Origin of the sequence: Stenotrophomonas sp. SAU14A_NAIMI4_5, from assembly GCF_003086795.1 — a bacterium.
GTDB lineage: Bacteria > Pseudomonadota > Gammaproteobacteria > Xanthomonadales > Xanthomonadaceae > Stenotrophomonas.
Genome location: NZ_CP026003.1, coordinates 540,615 through 557,124, shown reverse-complemented (window position 1 = coordinate 557,124; position 16,510 = coordinate 540,615). Strand labels below are relative to the sequence as shown.

The following is a 16,510-nucleotide window of genomic DNA, read 5'->3' as shown; positions in this document are numbered from 1 at the left end:
CGCCCACGCATGTGCTTACTCCGGCGCAGGCATCGGCAGCGCGCGCCACAACCACACGCCGATCACCGTCGCGGCCAGCAGCACACCACACAGCACGATGGCCAGTGCATCCGGCACCTGTGGTACCAGCAGGCCGGCATCGGACAGCATCTGCGGCAGCGTGCGGTACGCGGGCAGCATCGCCGTCGCCTCCTGCACCGTTGGCTCGGCCATGCACACCGTCGGCAGCACGTTGACCAGCCCCCTCCACACCTGCTCATACAGCCCCAGCAGCAGCACGGCCAGCGCACTGGCCAGCAGATGCAGGCCCAGCAGCCCCCAGACACTGCGCCGATGCAGGTCCTGCACCTGCTGCAGCCAATGCAGGCTGACAACCACCGTGCCCAGCAGCGCGCACAGCAGCGCACTCACCACCACCCAGCACACCGGCTGCCAGTCATCCAGCGCACCGGCGCGGGCCAGCAGATGCTCGGCCACCTGCATGCGCGCCATCGGGTCGCCGCCACCACAGGACAGCAGCAGCGGCACTTCGATGGGCTCCAGCAGCAGGTCCAGGCGGTGGTGGAAGTAGCCCACCGCCAGCGCCACCGATGCCAGCGCCAGAACGTGCAGCAGGAACAGCATCAGTCCCGCGCCAAAGAAGCGCCGGAGGCGGGCGGTCGTGGGCGTCATGCAGTGCATCCCGGCAAAGGTTGCGCATCCTAGCGAGGCGTCGCCGCGCTGTCGGCTGGCAGATGCGACATCGCCGGGTGGATGCGCGATCATGAGCGGCCCATGGAAACGTGCACAGGAGTGCCGCCAGTGCTGGATCTGTACCTGTTCGTGCGCCTTGTTCTGCCACTGCTGGTGGCTGCAGGTGTGGGCTGGCTGGTCGCCCGCGCCATCAACAGGGGGCTTTCGCGTCTACCGCCGCGCGAAGTGCCGCTGCCCGAGCACAGCCTGTTGCCCAGTCCCGCGGCGCAGCGCCGCTACCGGCGCCTGCGCAAGCGCCGCCCCAACCTGCGCAGCATCACGCTGCAGCCCAGGATTCCGCGCAGCTGGGCCGCTGTTGCCGCCGTGGTGCTCATCGGCAGCGTGGCCGCCTGCATACTGCTGATGCCCAACGGCGCGCGTTTCCAGGTCATCGTGGAAAGCCTGCGCGGCTACCCGTCCACCATCATCGACGTGCAGGTACCGGCCGACCAGCAGGACGCGCTGCTGCAGGCGTGGGCACCGGTGCTGCAGCAGACCGCACGGCCCATCGTCATGCGCTACCGGGTGGCGCGCATGGCGGGCATGACCGAGGTAAATGACGTACTGCCAGTGCAGGTGCGACGGCGCGGGCCAGTGCTGCAGATCGCCACCGCGCAACCGGTGGACGCACGCGCACTGCGCGACGCCCTGCAGGACTGCATGCCGCTGCCACCGGCGTTGATCCGCCTGCACGAACGCACGGTGGCGCCTTGGCGAGAAGCCGATTGGCACCCCATGGCGGCACCGCACGCGGCTGAGTGATGGCTCAGCCGCGCGGCAGTTTCGCCGCCCACATGTTGTCGACCAGGTTCGGGTAGCGCCGCCCGTTCTCCTCCGCGCGTTGCCGCGCGGCGGCCTTCTGCGCATCCGAGAGCGGCTGCTTCTTCTGCCCCTTCGGGTTGGGCTTCTTCCACGGGGGCGTGCGTACGGTGGCCATGGCGGCAGTATGCCCGTGCCGGCTCACTTCTTCAGGAAGTTCAGCAGCGCCAGGTTGAAGTCATCGGCGTGGCTGGTGTTGCAGCCATGCGGCGCGCCCTTCAGGGTCACCACCTCGCTGCCGGCTACCGCGCGATGGGTGCGCTCACCCGAGCCTTCGAACGGCACGATGGCATCGCTGTCGCCATGCAGCACCAGGGTCGGCACGCTCACCTTCTTCAGGTCACCGCGGAAATCCGTCGTGGCAAAGGCCTTCATGCAGCCCAGCGCGGCGGTCTGGTCGGACTGGTGGCACAGCGCGATGGCTGCCTGGCGCTCGTCCTCGGTCACCATCAGCTTGCCGTTGGCGCTGAAGAAATCTCGGGTGAAGCCATCGAAGAACGTTTCGCGGTCCTTTTCCAGGCCGCCGCGCATCTCGTCGGCCTTGTCCTGGGTAAGCGGGCCTTCGGGGTTATCCAGGCTCTGCAGCAGATACGGCGGCACGGCGGCCGCGAACACCACGCTGTGCAGGCGGCCCTCGCCATGGTTGGCCACGTAGCGCGCCACTTCGCCACCGCCCATCGAGAAACCAACCAGGGTCACGTCCTTCAGGTCGCGCTCTTCGATCACCGCGGCCAGATCGGCGGCCAGGGTGTCGTAGTCATAGCCGGACGACGGCTTTTCCGAGCGGCCGAACCCGCGCCGGTCGTAGCTGATCACCCGGTAGCCGGCATCACGCAGGATCGGCACCTGGGCCTTCCATGCTTCGGCCGACAGCGGCCAGCCATGGATGAGGATGACCGGGCGGCCGGTACCGCCGGTGTCTTCAACGTGCAGACGGATGGAAGAGGCAGTCATGGCAGCTCCTGTGGGGGAAGGAGGTACCTACGCTAGGCAGGGCCACCGATAGCTGCCGTGAGGGAATCGGCCCCGGCCGTGACACCGCGTGCACGCCGCACGCCTGCGCCGTCAGCGCTCCTGGTAACACTGCACCGCCACGCGTCCCGCGTACATGGATTGTGTGAACTGCTCCGACAAGCCCGGCACCGACTCCACGGCACCCGGCATCGGGTCGCGACTGATCCACAGGCCCTGGTAGGAACCCCTGCCAATGAAGATGATCGAAATCCCGTCGGGCCCCTCCGCCACCAAGCGTATTTCGTTGCCCCAAAGATCCTTTGGCAACGAAGGCAGGCCCCGCAGCGAGTTTCTGCCCGGGCCGCCCCACTTGCCGATGCCACGCCGGAATTCGCTGGACGGATGGCCCAGCACATACTGGTCGGCCCAGCGCAGCACGTCCTCCCTGCGCTCGGTGTGGCTCAGATAGGGGTAGAGGTGGTGGCAGTCGATGAACTGCAGCACCGGGCCACATCCTGGCAGGACCAGCGCGGCAGCCAGGACCACGCTGATACGCAGGCCGCGCGCCATCGCGGGAAGAGACCGTTCCTTGTCCATCCAGTACCCCATATCCGTCATGGTGAGGTTGCGATGGCCGCACAGTAGCATCAGCGCTGCGGGATGCGCACCCGGGTCAGCATCCCGCAGCCAGTGGGCGCTCGTCCTTTGCCACCGGCGGCAGCTCGCATTCCAGGTCGACCACCCGCCCCGCCCTGTTCAGCGCAGTTGGACGCGGCAGCGGGCCGGCCGGACAAAAAAAAAGGCAGGGTCTGCACCCTGCCTTCTCATCCGGAAATCCGCCGGGCATGGCCCGGCGCTACCGGTCACATCACAGCTGGATGCGCGCCACGCTCTCTTCCGAGCCCTTGGCATCCTTCTCGCCGTTCTTGATGCTCACGAACAGCACGTTGTTCTTCGCATCCAGGGCCAGGCTGTTCGGGTGGGTCGGCACCGCATAAGTGGCCACCTTCTTGTAGCTGGCGCTGTCATACGCGGTCACCGTGCCGCCTTCGCGGTTGGTCACGTACAGGCGCTTGCGCGGTGCATCCAGCAGGATGCCCAGCGGGCCGGCATCGGTGGGGATGCTCGCCAGTTCCTTGCCGGTGCTGCGGTCGAGCACCAGCACGCGCTGGCCCGGATGCTTGCTGACGAAGCCCTCGCTGCTCTTGGTCACGTAGTTGCGGATCATCTCCGAGCCCTGGTCGGTCACGAACAGGCGCTTGCCGCCCGGGTCCAGCGCGATGTTCATCGGCTGCTCGGCGGCGATCTTGTGCTGGGCCACCACCTTCTTCGAATCGGTGCCCACCACCACCAGGTCGGCCAGCAGGTTGCTGGTGTAGACGCGCTTGTTGGCCGCATCCAGCGCCAGGCCCGGCGCCTTGGCCTTGCCCAGGCCAGGGATGGTGTCGATCAGCTTCAGCGTGGTGGTATCCACCACGAACAGCACGCTGCCCTCGCCGGAATGGCCGGTGACGTACAGACGGTTGGCGGCGCTGTCGACCACCAGCTCACGCAGGTCATGGGTATAGCCGGCCTTGCCGTCCTTGCCCACCTTCTTTTCCATCAGCTGCACGATGCCGATGGCCTTGTTGTTCGCGGTGTCGACCACGGTCACCGAGGTGTCCACGGTGTTGCCGACGTACAGGCGGTTGTGCGCGTCATCCAGCACCACGCCGAAGCCCTTGCGCTCCAACGGAATGCGGGTCTGCACGGCCAGCGTGGCAGGGTCCAGGCGCAACACCTGGGCCGGGCCGGCGTTGTCGCCGAAGCCACCGGACGAGGCCACGAACACGGCGTTCTGGGTGGGGCTGTAGGCCAGCTCGTACAGGCCCTGGGCGATGGCCTGGCGCTGCACCGAGGTGCTGGCCGCGGTAGCAGCGGTCGCGTTATCGGCAAATGCCGCCGGGGCGCCGACGCTGAGCGAGATGGCAACGGCCAGGGCGGCCGAGCGGAAAACGGAAAGACGGGTCATGCGAGCATCCTTGAAAGGGCACGGGAGGGTGTCCTGGCTCGCTGGGCCGTTCTGCGACGGCCCGCCCCGCAACTGTCTGCGCGGGGTGGGCTGGCTGGGTAGCTGGGCAATGGTAGCAGCTGGGGGGCGTGGCGTCCGCCCACGCGTGCGTGGCTGCTGCCCTTGCAACCCTGACGTGCCCATCACCCGCGTTCACACCGTTGGAATCGCGGCCTGCGCAGGATCAGAAGCCCCCAGCCAACCGCCCGCGACGGCCACCGCAGCCGCGCCCTCTGATCCCGATGCAGCAACTCGCCAATGATTTCTGGAACCTGCGCGGCACCTTCAAGGTGGCCGGCCTGCTCGACGTAGGCACGCAGCTTTCCGTCGTGCGTCGTACCAACGGCCGCTTCCTCGTCCTGGACAGCTACACCCCCAACGAGACCCACCGCCAGGCCCTGCTGGGCCTGACCGCCGGCGGCACGCTGGTGGACGCCATCATCAACGTGCATCCGTTCCACACCCTGCACTGCGAGCCCCTGCACCAGCTGCTGCCCGCCGCGCGCCTGATCGGCACGCGTCGTCATCTGCAACAGGCACCGCACCTGCCGTGGGACCCGCACGTGATCGAAGACGTGGAGACCCAGGCCGACTTCGCCGATGACCTGGATTTCACCGTGCCCGCCGGCGTGGAACTGGTACCGGCCGACGACAACGTGCACGCCAGCTCGGTCCTGGTGCGTCACCGCCGCAGCGGGATCGTCCATGTTGACGACACCCTCAGCGTGCTGGCCGCACCAGGCGCCCTTGGCAAGTGGCTGCCGCAGTCCGGTTTGAAGTTCCACCCCACGCTGTCGCGTGCGCTGCAGCCCCGCGCCGGTGCTGCAGACGCATTCGAGCGCTGGGCGCTCGCATTGGCCGAGCGCTGGGCCGGCACCCCCTTTGTCTGCGCCGCCCATTCGGCCGTTCGCGAACTGCCGGCCGATGGCTGGCGCGATGAAGTGCTCAAGGCCTTGCACAACGTGCAGGGCAAGTTGCGTCGTCATCGTCGCCGCTACGGCTGAAACCGCCCCTTCCATTCTCTCCCCCCAAGGAAACCTCCCCCCATGAGCGACCACCCGATCAAGACGATCAACCCGCTGACCGAACAGGTGCTGCACACCTACGCGTACATGTCCGACGCCGAGGCGGAAGACACCGTAAAGGCCTGCCACGAAGCGTTCCTGCAGTGGCGCCTGCGCAGCCTGGAAGAGCGTGCTGAAGTGATTTCCGCCATCGCCCGCACGCTGGAAGAGAAGAAGGAAGCCTTCGCGCAGCTGATGACCAACGAGGTCGGCAAGTTGATCGGTGACAGCCGCGACGAAGTGGACCTGTGCGCGGCCATCTGCAAGTACACCGCCGAGCAGGGCCCGAAGGTGCTCGCCGATGAAGAGCGCCCCTCGGCCAATGGCACCGGCATCGTCACCCACCAGCCCATCGGCGTGGTGTACGGCATCCAGCCGTGGAACTTCCCGGCCTACCAGGCCGTGCGCTATTCCATCGCCAGCCTGATGGCCGGTAACGGCGTCCTGCTGAAGCACGCCGAAAGCTGCACCGGCAGCGGCCTGTTCCTGCGCGACCTGTACGAGGAGGCCGGCCTGCCGAAGGGTCTGTTCGGCGTGCTGCTGATCAGCCACGAGCAGTCCGATGCCATCATCGATCACGACCTGGTGCGCGCGGTCACCCTCACCGGCAGCGAAAAGGCAGGGCGCACCGTGGCCGAAAAGGCCGGCAAGGCACTGAAGAAGACCATGCTCGAACTTGGCTCCAACGATGCCTACCTCGTGCTGGACGACGCCGATCTGGAGCTGGCAGTAAAGACCTGCGTCAAGGGTCGCCTGTTCAACAACGGCCAGACCTGCGTCAATGCCAAGCGCTTCATCGTGACCGAAAAGAACTACGACGCCTTCGTCGAGGCGTATGCAAAGCAGTTTGCAGCGATCCGCATGGGCGATCCCAACGATGCGAACACCCAGCTGGGCCCAATGGTGTCCAAGGCCCAGCGTGACACCCTGCACGAGCAGGTCAGCAAGAGCGTGGCCCAGGGCGCCCGCCTGGTGGTCGGCGGCGAGATCCCTGACCGCACCGGCGCTTTCTACCCGGCTACGGTGCTGGCCGACGTTACCCCGGGCCAGGTTGCCTATGAGGACGAGCTGTTCGGCCCCGCCGCAGCCATCATCAAGGCCAAGGACGATGATGACGCCCTGCGCATCGCCAACGACAGCCGCTACGGCCTGGGCGGCGGCATCTTCAGCCGCGATGTGAAGCGCGCCCGCGAGCTGGCGACCACCTACTTCGATACCGGCATGGTGTGCATCAACACCTTCAACGTGGCCAGCCCCGCCCTGCCCTTTGGCGGCGTGAAGGCCTCCGGCTACGGCCGCGAGCATGGCCCCGAGGGCTTGAAGGAATTCGTCAACGTCAAATCCATCACCCTGCCGGCGGCCCCATGAGCACGCCCCTGCACTGTGATGTGGCGGTGATCGGCGCCGGCACGGCTGGCTTGGCAGCAGAGCGGGCCGCGCGCCGTAATGGCGCGTCCACGTTGCTGATCGATCCGCACTTCAGCGGCACCACCTGCGCCAACGTCGGTTGCATGCCCTCCAAGCTGTTGCTGGCAGCCGCCAAGCAGGCCGAGCGCGTGCGCCGTTCAGACCTGTTCGGCATCCACGTGGACGGCATGACCATTGATGACGCGGCGGTGATGCGCCGCGTGCGCGAGGAGCGCGATCGCTTTGCAGCGCTGACCCGCAAGCAGATCGACAAGCTCGACCCTGCCACGCGGCTGACCGGTCGTGCGCGGTTTGCCGGGCCGACCACGCTGGAACTGGAGGACGGCCGACGCATCGAGGCACGCGCCATTGTCATTGCCACTGGTTCCGCGCCTGCCCTGCCACCGCCCTTTGAAGCACTGGGCGAGCGCGTGCTGACCAACGAAAGCCTGTTCGAACTGAAGCAGCTCCCCAAGCGCGTAGCGGTAGTGGGCACCGGCTCACTGGGGCTGGAATTTGCCCAGGCCCTGGCCCGGCTGGGCGTGCAGGTCACGCTGCTGGGCAAGGAGACGACGCTGGCCAAGGTGCGTTGCCCGCGCGTGCACGATGCACTGCTGGCCGTGCTGAAGCGCGATATGGCGGTCCACCTCGGCGTGGACGTGCATCCCGAACGGTCCGATGAGGGCGTGAAGGTGCGCTGGAGCAGCAAAGACCAGGCCGATGGCAGCGTGCAGGTGGACTACGTCGTTGCCGCACTGGGCCGTCCGCCCAACCTGGACGACCTGGCCCTGGACAAGGCACAACTGGCGTTGGACAAACACGGCGTGCCCTGCCACGACCGCGAGACGATGCGCTGCGGTGACAGCGCGGTGTTCCTGGCGGGCGACGCTGCCGCCGACCTGCCCCTGCTGCATGAGGCATCGAGCGATGGTGCCATTGCCGGACGCAACGCCGCGGCGATGCCAGCCAAGATCACGGTAAAACGCCACGTGCCGCTGAGCATCACCTTTACCGATCCGCCGGTTGCCAGCATCGGCCAGTCTGAAGAAGAAGGCGCCGTAACGGGAACCTCCGATTTTGACGACCAAGGCCGGGCACGGGTGGAGGGCATCAACGAGGGCACCCTGACCCTGTATGCGGCGGCACCGGAGGGCAAGCTGATTGGTGCAGACCTGGTGGCGCCTGCAGGCGAGCACCTGGCCCACCTGCTGGCGTGGGCGATTGAGACGGGCTGCACCGCGAGCCGGTTGCTGGAGCTGCCGTTCTACCACCCGACCATGGAGGAAGGGTTGAAGCAGGCCCTGCGCAGCATCTGCGCGGCAACGCCGATTGCGCTGCCGGCTGACCATGATGCCGGGGCGCCTTCCGGGGGGTGAAGCGCTCCGTCTGATCAACGGCTATGGCCACCCTGCGTTCTGCCTGCCGTCGCCTCCTCGCAGGGTGGTCTTTGCTGTTTACCATGTGGGGTGGCCCGAACCAGCGCCGTATGGCCACCCCCACCCCAGCCCCTGCATCCTTCCTTCCCACACCTGCCGTTCCGATCCATGTATGGCCGCCCCTGTGAGGGCGATGTCGCCAGCCCCTCGGCAAGCGCGTCATTAGGAATCGTCCGAAATCAGACAGCTCCGACTTGCAACCCCACAGCATCTGAGAGATAAAGACCCCGTTCAGCTCCACCGAACATCGGCTCAGGGACGATCCGGAAGATGACGTGGTGCCCACGTTCTCGTCCCCGCCGACGCTGCGTTCGACCGGTGAGGGAAAACAGGGATGTTGAATCGACTCAAGACGCTATCGCGTGCCGCAGTGGCAATGCTGATGCTCAGCTGCATGGCTCCGCTGGCGGCGCAGGGCCAGGAAAGTAAAATTACCTGGCGCATTTCCCAGCCTGCCGGCAATGCCTCGGAATTCAGTACACAGCAGGAGGCAGTTGAGGCCTTCAAGACGCTGCCTGTGCCGCCTGGTGTGCCTGCTGAATACCAACATGTTTGGGCGAACGTAAAGACGATCAAGTCGAAGTCTGTTGCCTTTGGCGGAAGTGTGGCCATCACCTATTGGATAGGGATGAGCGAGCCTACTGATCCCGAGTGGACTTACAACGTGCGCTTTGAGACTGAAGCGGAGTTGATCGCTGATTTCCTGCAGTACGATCAGAACCCTTCCTGCCCTGGAAGAGCGTTGACACCTCTGGGGGCCTGGCAGGAGATCTATCCAGGGATGGAGGGTCGCGTCGAGTTGCGGCACTACCGGTCAACCGTCATGTACGGAGACAACATCGACTATCCCTGTGAGGCATTCGAAAGCGAGATTGCGATCTCTCGCATGCGCCGCCTCAACTGTCCCGTTGAAGCAACCGGGTGGTCCGACAAGTACGAAGCGTGTGTCAACGAAGACTTCGTCGCCACCATCACTTCCAAGACAGTGGAATGCGATGCCAGTGGCGGTGGCGGTCTGTGCGGCCAAGGCGGCGGCCGTGCAAGGTGCGATGGAAGTGTCGGCAACCCCTGCGATGTGAAAACCGGCGAAAAGTATGAAATCGCCGAAGACTTCGACCTTGGCTGGATCAATCTGACACGTCACTATCACTCCGGCGTATCCACCAGCATCGGGGGTTTTGGCCACGGCTGGACGCACTCATTGGATGTGCAGTTGGCGTTGGATGGCAACGACAACGTCGGCCTTATCGAAGGCACAGGCTACCAGCGTCCCTTCAAGCGAGTGGGGCAGGCATTCGAAGCTGCTGATGGCAGCGGTGATCGTCTTGTCCAGAACGGCAACTGGACCCTGTACTCGGCCGACGCGATCTCCACCTTTGGTGCAAACGGCCGCCTGACCGCGAAACGATTCGTGGACGGCACCTCGCTGACCTATCTCTACGACGACAGCGATCGCATCGCGGCCGTTGTGCACAGCAGTGGCCGCAGGCTGGAGTTTGTCTACGCATCGAACGACTACGATGCGTTGATCAGCGCGGTGCTGGTGGAAGGCGTGCCGCTCACCACATACACCTATACCCCGCAGAACCAGGTGGCCACGGTGACGTACGCGGGAGGAGGTGTGCGGACGTACCACTACGAAAACAGCAGTTTCCCCCAGCACCTGACCGGCATCACCGCTGAGGATGGCCGACGCTACAGCACCTTCATCTACGATTCGATCGGTCGCGTCATCTCCAGCCAACACGCAGGCGGAGCCGATGGCGTAACCCTCGCCTACAGCCCCGCAGGTGGTGCGGTGGTGACCGACGCACTCGGTCGCCAGACCGACTACACCCTGACACCGGGTGGCGCCACGGAACCGCCGCGCAAGGTGGCAGGTGTGAGCGATTCCCAGGGTGCGGTAAGCCGCACGTACTACGACCAGAGCATTGATTTCCGTCGCCGTCTCGACACCTACACCGACCAGCGCGGCGTCCAGACCAAGCACACCTATGCCGAAACCACCGAGCCGGCGAGTGGCCGCCCGGTGAGCATCCACACGATGAACGAAGCCGTCGGTACGCCTGAACAGCGCACGACGCGGATCACGCGCGATGTGCAGACCAACGTGGTGCTGGCCACCCAGGTAGGCAACCGCAACGTCGGCACGACCTATAACGCCCGCCGCCAGCCCACCGCTACCACCGTAACCGACACGGCTACCGGCCAAGCGCGCACAACCCTCTACAGCTACTGCGACGCTGCGGATGTAGCCGCCGCGGGCGACTGCCCGGTGGAGGGCCTGTTGAAGCGTGTGGACGGCCCCCGCACCGACGTGGCCGACACCGCCACGTACGCCTACTACGCCGGAGACGACGCCGGATGCGCGACCAATGGTGCCTGCACCCATCGCAAGGGCGACGTGCGCAGCGTCACCAATGCACTCGGGCAGACGGTGGAGACGCTGGCCTACGACACCTACGGGCGGCCGCTGTCAGTGAAGGATGCCAATGGTGTGGTCACCGACTACACCTACCATGCCCGCGGCTGGCCAACCTCGGTCACCGTGCGTGGCACCACCACGGCGGAGGATCGTGTCACACAGATCAACTATTGGCCCACCGGCCAGGTGCAGCAGATCACCGAGCCAGATGGCAGCAGCGTGACCTATGTCTACGACGCCGCGCAGCGGCTGACCGACGTCGGTGACAGTGCCGGCAACACGATCCATTACACGCTGGACAACGCCGGCAATCGCCTCGGCGAAAACACCGTGGATGCGGGCGGCACGCTGCGGCGCACACTGGCGCGGACCTACAACACCCTGGGCCAGCTGACCGCCTTGAAGGATGCCAGCGGCCACGCCACCGGCTTTACCTACGATGCCAACGGCAATCCGCAGACGGTCACCGACGCCCTGCAGCGCGTGACCCGCCAGCAGTACGACCCGTTGAACCGTCTGGCGCAGACCCTACAGGATGTCGGTGGCGTGGAGGCGGAGATCGGCAGCCAGTACAACGCCTTGGACCAGGTGACCCAGGTGACTGACCCGAAGGGCCTGCACACCACCTATGCCTACAACGGCTTTGGTGACCTGACCGGGCAGGTGAGCCCGGACAGCGGCACCAGCAGCTTTACCGTGGACGCGGCGGGCAACCGCAAGACGCGCACCGATGCGCGTGGCATTACCGCCACCTACAGCTATGACGCGCTCAATCGTCTGGTGGGCGTGGCTTACCCGGACCCCAATCTGGATATCGGCTACAGCTACGACGTGGCCCCGGCTGCCTGTGCCGCCAACGAGCGCTTCGCCAAGGGGCGCCTGGGTCAGGTGCTGCATGCCAATGGCAGCACTCAGTACTGCCATGACCGCTTCGGGCAGATCACCCGCAAGGTGCAGACCGTGAACGGCGTCAGCAGCACCCTGCGCTACACCTACAACAAGTCCGGTCGCCTCGCATCGCTGACTTATCCGGATGGCAGCGTGGCGGACTACGTGCGCGACACGCTGGGCCGCATCAGCCAGATCGGCCTGACCCGGCCGGGGCAGGCGCGACAGGTCGTGGTCAACGACGTGACCTATGCGGCATTCGGCCCGGCCACCGGCTGGACCTACGGCAACGGCCGGCAGCTGCAGCGCCCGCTGGATCTGGACTACCGCCCTCAGGCCGTGCACGACCCGGCTACCGGCGGCCTGTCCCTGGGCTTTGGCTATGACGCGGTGGGCTCGATCACCGAGTTGAAGAACGGCACCGGTTCAGCCGTGCTTGCGAAGTACGCCTATGACACGCTGGGTCGCCTGACCCAGACCCAGGACGGTACGACGGGCACGCCGATTGAAACCTATGGCTATGACGCCACGGGCAATCGCACCTCGCTGACCACGTCAGCGGGTACTTCGACCTACAGTTACCCGGCTGACAGCCATCATCTGGTGGCGGTGGGCGGCGAAGCGCGTGGCTACGATGCTGCAGGCAACACAACCAGCATTGGTAGCAAAGCGTTCACCTACAACAACGCCAATCGCATGAGTGCGGTCAAGTTGGGCGGGGCGGTGGCTGAGCGCTACGGCTACAACCACCGGGGCGAGCGGGTACTGCGTGCCCCTGAAGGCGGAAATGCCCAGATCACGGTCTACGACGAAGCCGGGCAATGGCTGGGCAACTACTCGGCAGCGGGTCAAGCCCAGCAGCAGGCGATCTGGCTAGACAACTACCCGGTGGCGCTGATCAATGTGGTGGCAGCTGGCGTGCCTGAGCTTGCTTACATCCAGCCCGATCACCTGGGTACGCCGCGCGTGGTGATCGATCCGGTGCGGGATGTTGCAATCTGGGAGTGGAGCAACAAGAGCGAGGTGTTCGGCGATCAAGCGCCGGCCAATGATCCCGATGGGGATGGTGTGGCGTTCGAATTGGCGTTGCGCTTCCCGGGCCAGCAGGCGACGGATGCAAGTGGGATGTTCTACAACTACCAGCGGGAGTATGACCCGGCGGTAGGGCGGTTTTCGCAGAGTGATCCGATTGGGTTGATGGGAGGGATCAGTACTTACGGATATGTAGAAGGACGTCCACTGATTCAGGTTGATCCTTTGGGCTTGGACTCAATCGTGACGTATCAAAATCTCGGAATCACTGTCTATTTTGACAGTAACGGCAACGTCGTCAAATCATGGCCTTCTCTTAGTACTGTTGCCGGCAATGCTTTGCCTGGCGCCGCAGGTCCTTACCAGTCGGCCAACGTCTATCCAGTCCGCGGTCCCTACAAGATGAACAGCCGTGCGTATGGGCCAAACGACATTCTGAAAACAGATGACGCTCGTGGGAGATGGCTGCATGGAGGTGGTTCCCGGCTCAAAGATCCCTTGGCGCCTAGGCAGGGGTGGACTCCCGCAGTAGGCTGCACTCGAATGCAGAACGAAGATATCCAGGAATTGGTTGATATGGTTCGTGAGGCGAAGGACCGTGAGCCCTCGAAGTCGATACCATATCAGCGACTGAATTACGAACGACCATTGATCATCCCTTTTTTCTAGAAAATAATATACATATGAAGATCATGGAAAAATTAGCGGCCATTGCTATCAGCATGGTCGCTGCTGCCAGTTCGAGCGGACAGTCGCCTGGGATTGATTATGTATCTAAGGTTTTTCATGATGGCGCGTACGTCCCTCATGTTTATCAAGAGGTCGATCTGTTACGTCGTTATGGCGAGGGCGAAAAGCACTTGGATGAGGAGGGACTGATACGGCGTCGATATAGAGACGAAGTGACAGGATTGGAGGTGACTATCACCTCCAATCCTGATGTCGCATCAAGATTCCGGACGGTGGACGATATTAGAGTTTCTTCCATTGCCGAGGCGGCGCGCGCACCTAAAAAGGCTGAAAATCTTGGCAATCTGAGTCTCAAGGGCGTAAGAATTGGAGATCCATTTTCACAGACTCTCGGCCCGGCAAGGCGATATGGCCAGATCGAGACTTCGCAGACGACAATAGGCAAATTTAAGGTTGAGCGAATCTGTGCTTTCTCAGATGGCGGCTCGGCCATATGCTTCTATGGCCGTAACAATCAAGTAGTTGCCATGGCGGTGGGATTTGGTCCCTGACGCTCCCAGCTCATGCAATTACCCCTATTTCCTGCGCTCGACATGCACTTGCTGGCACCTCGGGGCAGATTCGAAGTCGGGCCCGAAGGCCCTGATTGGATAGCCATTGATGCGTGTGCTTGGATGGTCAAGGGCGGTTCGCAACTCGAACCTCGCTGAAGACTCGCTTCGAAGGCGCTCCATCTTTGAATGCGACCGGCGGATCCTTCGTCAGCCCATCAAAAAACTTTCCCCAGGGTGTGTCGCCAATTATCCCCGTCTTTCCGTTGACGTCCTTTGCATAGGCCTCTGCATTGTTGAAGTTGGAAATGCCAGTACGGCCCCTTCCCGAGAATTCGAGGTAATCCGCTTCTTCCGGCAGAAAGGGCGGATGAGCCTGCATTCTGCTGGTTACATTCTGCTTGAAGGTGACACTCGCGAAAGTGCCGGATCCTGGCGATTTCAAGTAGGCAATGATTTCAGCGACCTGCTGTGGCGAAAGCGCCTCTCAAGTTCCTGCCGGGGTAGCAGCGCCAAGCATCGTCCTCACAGAGTCATCGAACACGAATGCGCTCATAACCGAGTGCCCTGCCCGCCGGATGGCGGGACATCGACGTTCGCCAGTACAAGGGTCCCGTCTGGACGTAGCGGGAAGTCTGCGGGCACTACGACCTGCAACTCGATCAGTGCCTGTCTTGAAGTAATCGCTACGTAGCGCAGCGATTCGTTGTTGTCAGTCCGGCCTGCAAATGACAGCACAAAGCCCTGTGCGAGTCCTTGGAGATAGGTGAAATCGTCATCGACATTGCCCAGCACTTCCTTGCAGGACAGCGTGGCGCGGATGGCTGCCACTTGTCTGAGATCAAAGAAGAAAACGTGTACAGGTTGGGCATTGTCCTGTGATGTTTCATCCCACCCGTCAAAACCTACACCGCCGACACGTACGTCTCCACGATATATCGCAAACTGGTACTCGGTGCCACGCACACCGTTCGCCAGGACAGTAGGCCCAACTCTTGGACGAGGAATTGTCGTTTCGCTTATTGGGTCGAGGGAGGAGTAGGGCTTGGCCTGGAATAAGAAGGGCATTTCATTTTCCTGTGTCGGAATGAGGGACGTGCGACGGCCGCTCGTTCATCAGCATTTCCATTGCTAATGCCCGCATGACTATACGATTCCCTCGCTCGGCGCACCAATCCCGTCTTGTGTACGAACGCAGGAATGTTCACTGGCTCACACATTCAGCGATTGCCCAAAGCCTAGCACTCCTTCCCACCTGCCCCTCACCCCGCCTATGCCGGCATCCAGCCAGAACCGCAGTACCCAACGCGGCTGAGCACACATGAAGCAGGCAACACCCTGCTCCTCATCCGGCGACCAGGTTCGCGGGACAACTGCAAATTTCGCCCATCAGTCGCAGAACCCAACGATCCAGGCGCGTAGCTTCCGCCCAACTCGACGAAATCGCCTCGTTCTGGAACCTTCGGAGTCACGGAACTTTGCACGCTCCAAGCAACGAAGCGTACCTCTTCAAACCAGCACCACTAGATATCTGCACCATCAGTGAACCGCAGGCCTCGCGAACTACCTGACCCGCCGATGCCTCTCTGGAGCACCTCGTCCTTCAGACGTCGGCTGCAGAATACGAGTCCACCGGAGTACGGCGTGCGAAACACCTCGGCTGTGCCAAGAGCGTTCCGCTTGAACGTGAGGCTTGCCCCCCCGGCGAGCTCGCCTGCCGCAGGTCCCGCTGCCTTCTTAGACTCCATTTCCTGTCTCCTTGGCACGGTAGCTGTATTGTCTTCCATGAAAGATCGCTACTTGGATTTGTGGTGATACGCGACCAGCAGTTCCGCCGGGATCGTGGAAAGGTCCGGTTTCGGGTCGAGTATCGGGAAACTCAAGCGGTACCTCCCAGGCGGCAGGTCTTCGACCCAAGCAAGCGCCAGTTGCCTGTAGTCGCGTTATTGCTCATCCATGCCGACACGCTCCAGAGCCAAGTCATCCGCATCGTCCAGCCAGACGCGGGATACCTGGCCATCGGCTGCGACAGGCAGGGTTGTGCCGGAGCCGTCTTGGTGCTCCTCGACCCGAACCAGAGGGACGGGAACGCCACCGTCATCTCCCTCGCGAATGAGCAGGACACGTGCAGGCAAGCCGGCATTCTGAATCGAAGATGCGAGACCCCGCGAGACGGCACCATCAGCCCCGCTGACACGGACCGCAACAAGCAAGGTAGATGTTCCGCTCTTGCCCGGCGGATCCAGATGGAACGTGACCACCAGCGGCTCGGCCATCGGCACCAAGGCCAGCGGTCTTACGATCGGAACGCGATCTTGCTGGACCGCGGGTACAGAAGTCTCCCATGGTGCCTCGGTCTGCGCTTGGCAGGCGCTCAGCAGAAGGGCGGCCAAACAAAGTCTACCGCTCAGTGATAGCCGTCCCTGTCGACGCATCGTCTTTCACCGCCCCTACGGCCGTTG

General features: G+C 63.6%; 14 protein-coding genes. 6 read left to right on the top strand and 8 right to left on the bottom strand.

Translation table 11 applies throughout. The features are described from left to right. Nucleotides 1-15: 15 nt before the first annotated feature. On the bottom strand, nt 16-672 hold the full coding sequence (locus C1925_RS02535) for a hypothetical protein (RefSeq protein ID WP_159097464.1): 657 nt from the start codon (nt 670-672) through the stop codon (nt 16-18). A 129-nt stretch (nt 673-801) separates the two neighbouring features. Here C1925_RS02535 and C1925_RS02530 point away from each other — a divergent pair, with 129 nt between their 5' ends. Further along, a complete protein-coding gene (locus tag C1925_RS02530; RefSeq protein ID WP_108767557.1) occupies nt 802-1,494 on the top strand; it encodes a hypothetical protein in 693 nt (230 codons plus the stop codon). Between the two features lie 4 nt (nt 1,495-1,498). On the opposite strand, the gene C1925_RS21095 is transcribed toward C1925_RS02530, so the two are convergent. From C1925_RS21095 to C1925_RS02515, 4 genes are all read right to left on the bottom strand, one after another. After that, nucleotides 1,499-1,669, bottom strand: coding sequence for a hypothetical protein (locus tag C1925_RS21095; protein ID WP_165835693.1), 171 nt, complete (start codon nt 1,667-1,669; stop codon nt 1,499-1,501). Between the two features lie 23 nt (nt 1,670-1,692). Continuing rightward, nucleotides 1,693-2,505: an alpha/beta hydrolase gene (locus tag C1925_RS02525; RefSeq protein WP_108767556.1), complete on the bottom strand. Its 813-nt coding sequence runs from the start codon at nt 2,503-2,505 to the stop codon at nt 1,693-1,695. A 111-nt stretch (nt 2,506-2,616) separates the two neighbouring features. Continuing rightward, nucleotides 2,617-3,102 (bottom strand): hypothetical protein, encoded by a 486-nt coding sequence (locus C1925_RS02520; protein ID WP_159097463.1) that lies wholly within the window; start codon nt 3,100-3,102, stop codon nt 2,617-2,619. Between the two features lie 271 nt (nt 3,103-3,373). Then, nucleotides 3,374-4,516, bottom strand: coding sequence for a YncE family protein (locus C1925_RS02515; RefSeq protein WP_108767554.1), 1,143 nt, complete (start codon nt 4,514-4,516; stop codon nt 3,374-3,376). Between the two features lie 281 nt (nt 4,517-4,797). Here C1925_RS02515 and C1925_RS02510 point away from each other — a divergent pair, with 281 nt between their 5' ends. The 5 genes from C1925_RS02510 (at nt 4,798) to C1925_RS20865 (ending at nt 14,048) form a co-directional block, all read left to right on the top strand. Beyond that, nucleotides 4,798-5,559: a hypothetical protein gene (locus C1925_RS02510; protein WP_108767553.1), complete on the top strand. Its 762-nt coding sequence runs from the start codon at nt 4,798-4,800 to the stop codon at nt 5,557-5,559. A gap of 42 nt (nt 5,560-5,601) precedes the next feature. Next, entirely contained in the window at nt 5,602-6,987 is a 1,386-nt protein-coding gene (locus C1925_RS02505) for an NAD-dependent succinate-semialdehyde dehydrogenase (RefSeq protein ID WP_108767552.1), read from the top strand. Continuing rightward, the gene (locus C1925_RS02500; protein WP_108767551.1) at nt 6,984-8,402 is read left to right on the top strand and encodes a dihydrolipoyl dehydrogenase; all 1,419 of its coding nucleotides are present in this window, start codon (nt 6,984-6,986) and stop codon (nt 8,400-8,402) included. Before C1925_RS02505 ends, C1925_RS02500 begins: the two co-directional genes overlap by 4 nt. 394 nt (nt 8,403-8,796) lie before the next feature. Further along, entirely contained in the window at nt 8,797-13,476 is a 4,680-nt protein-coding gene (locus C1925_RS02495) for an RHS repeat-associated core domain-containing protein (protein WP_254051373.1), read from the top strand. Nucleotides 13,477-13,490: 14 nt separating this feature from the next. Then, complete coding sequence (locus C1925_RS20865) at nt 13,491-14,048, top strand: hypothetical protein (RefSeq protein WP_159097462.1); 558 nt, start codon at nt 13,491-13,493, stop codon at nt 14,046-14,048. A 552-nt stretch (nt 14,049-14,600) separates the two neighbouring features. Here the strand turns inward: C1925_RS20865 and C1925_RS20860 are convergent. The 3 genes from C1925_RS20860 to C1925_RS02490 form a co-directional block, all read right to left on the bottom strand. After that, a complete protein-coding gene (locus C1925_RS20860; protein WP_159097461.1) occupies nt 14,601-15,116 on the bottom strand; it encodes a hypothetical protein in 516 nt (171 codons plus the stop codon). A 455-nt stretch (nt 15,117-15,571) separates the two neighbouring features. Further along, the gene (locus C1925_RS21495; RefSeq protein ID WP_343125661.1) at nt 15,572-15,796 is read right to left on the bottom strand and encodes a DUF1629 domain-containing protein; all 225 of its coding nucleotides are present in this window, start codon (nt 15,794-15,796) and stop codon (nt 15,572-15,574) included. Nucleotides 15,797-15,991: 195 nt separating this feature from the next. After that, on the bottom strand, nt 15,992-16,324 hold the full coding sequence (locus tag C1925_RS02490; protein ID WP_254051372.1) for a hypothetical protein: 333 nt from the start codon (nt 16,322-16,324) through the stop codon (nt 15,992-15,994). Nucleotides 16,325-16,510: the final 186 nt, after the last annotated feature.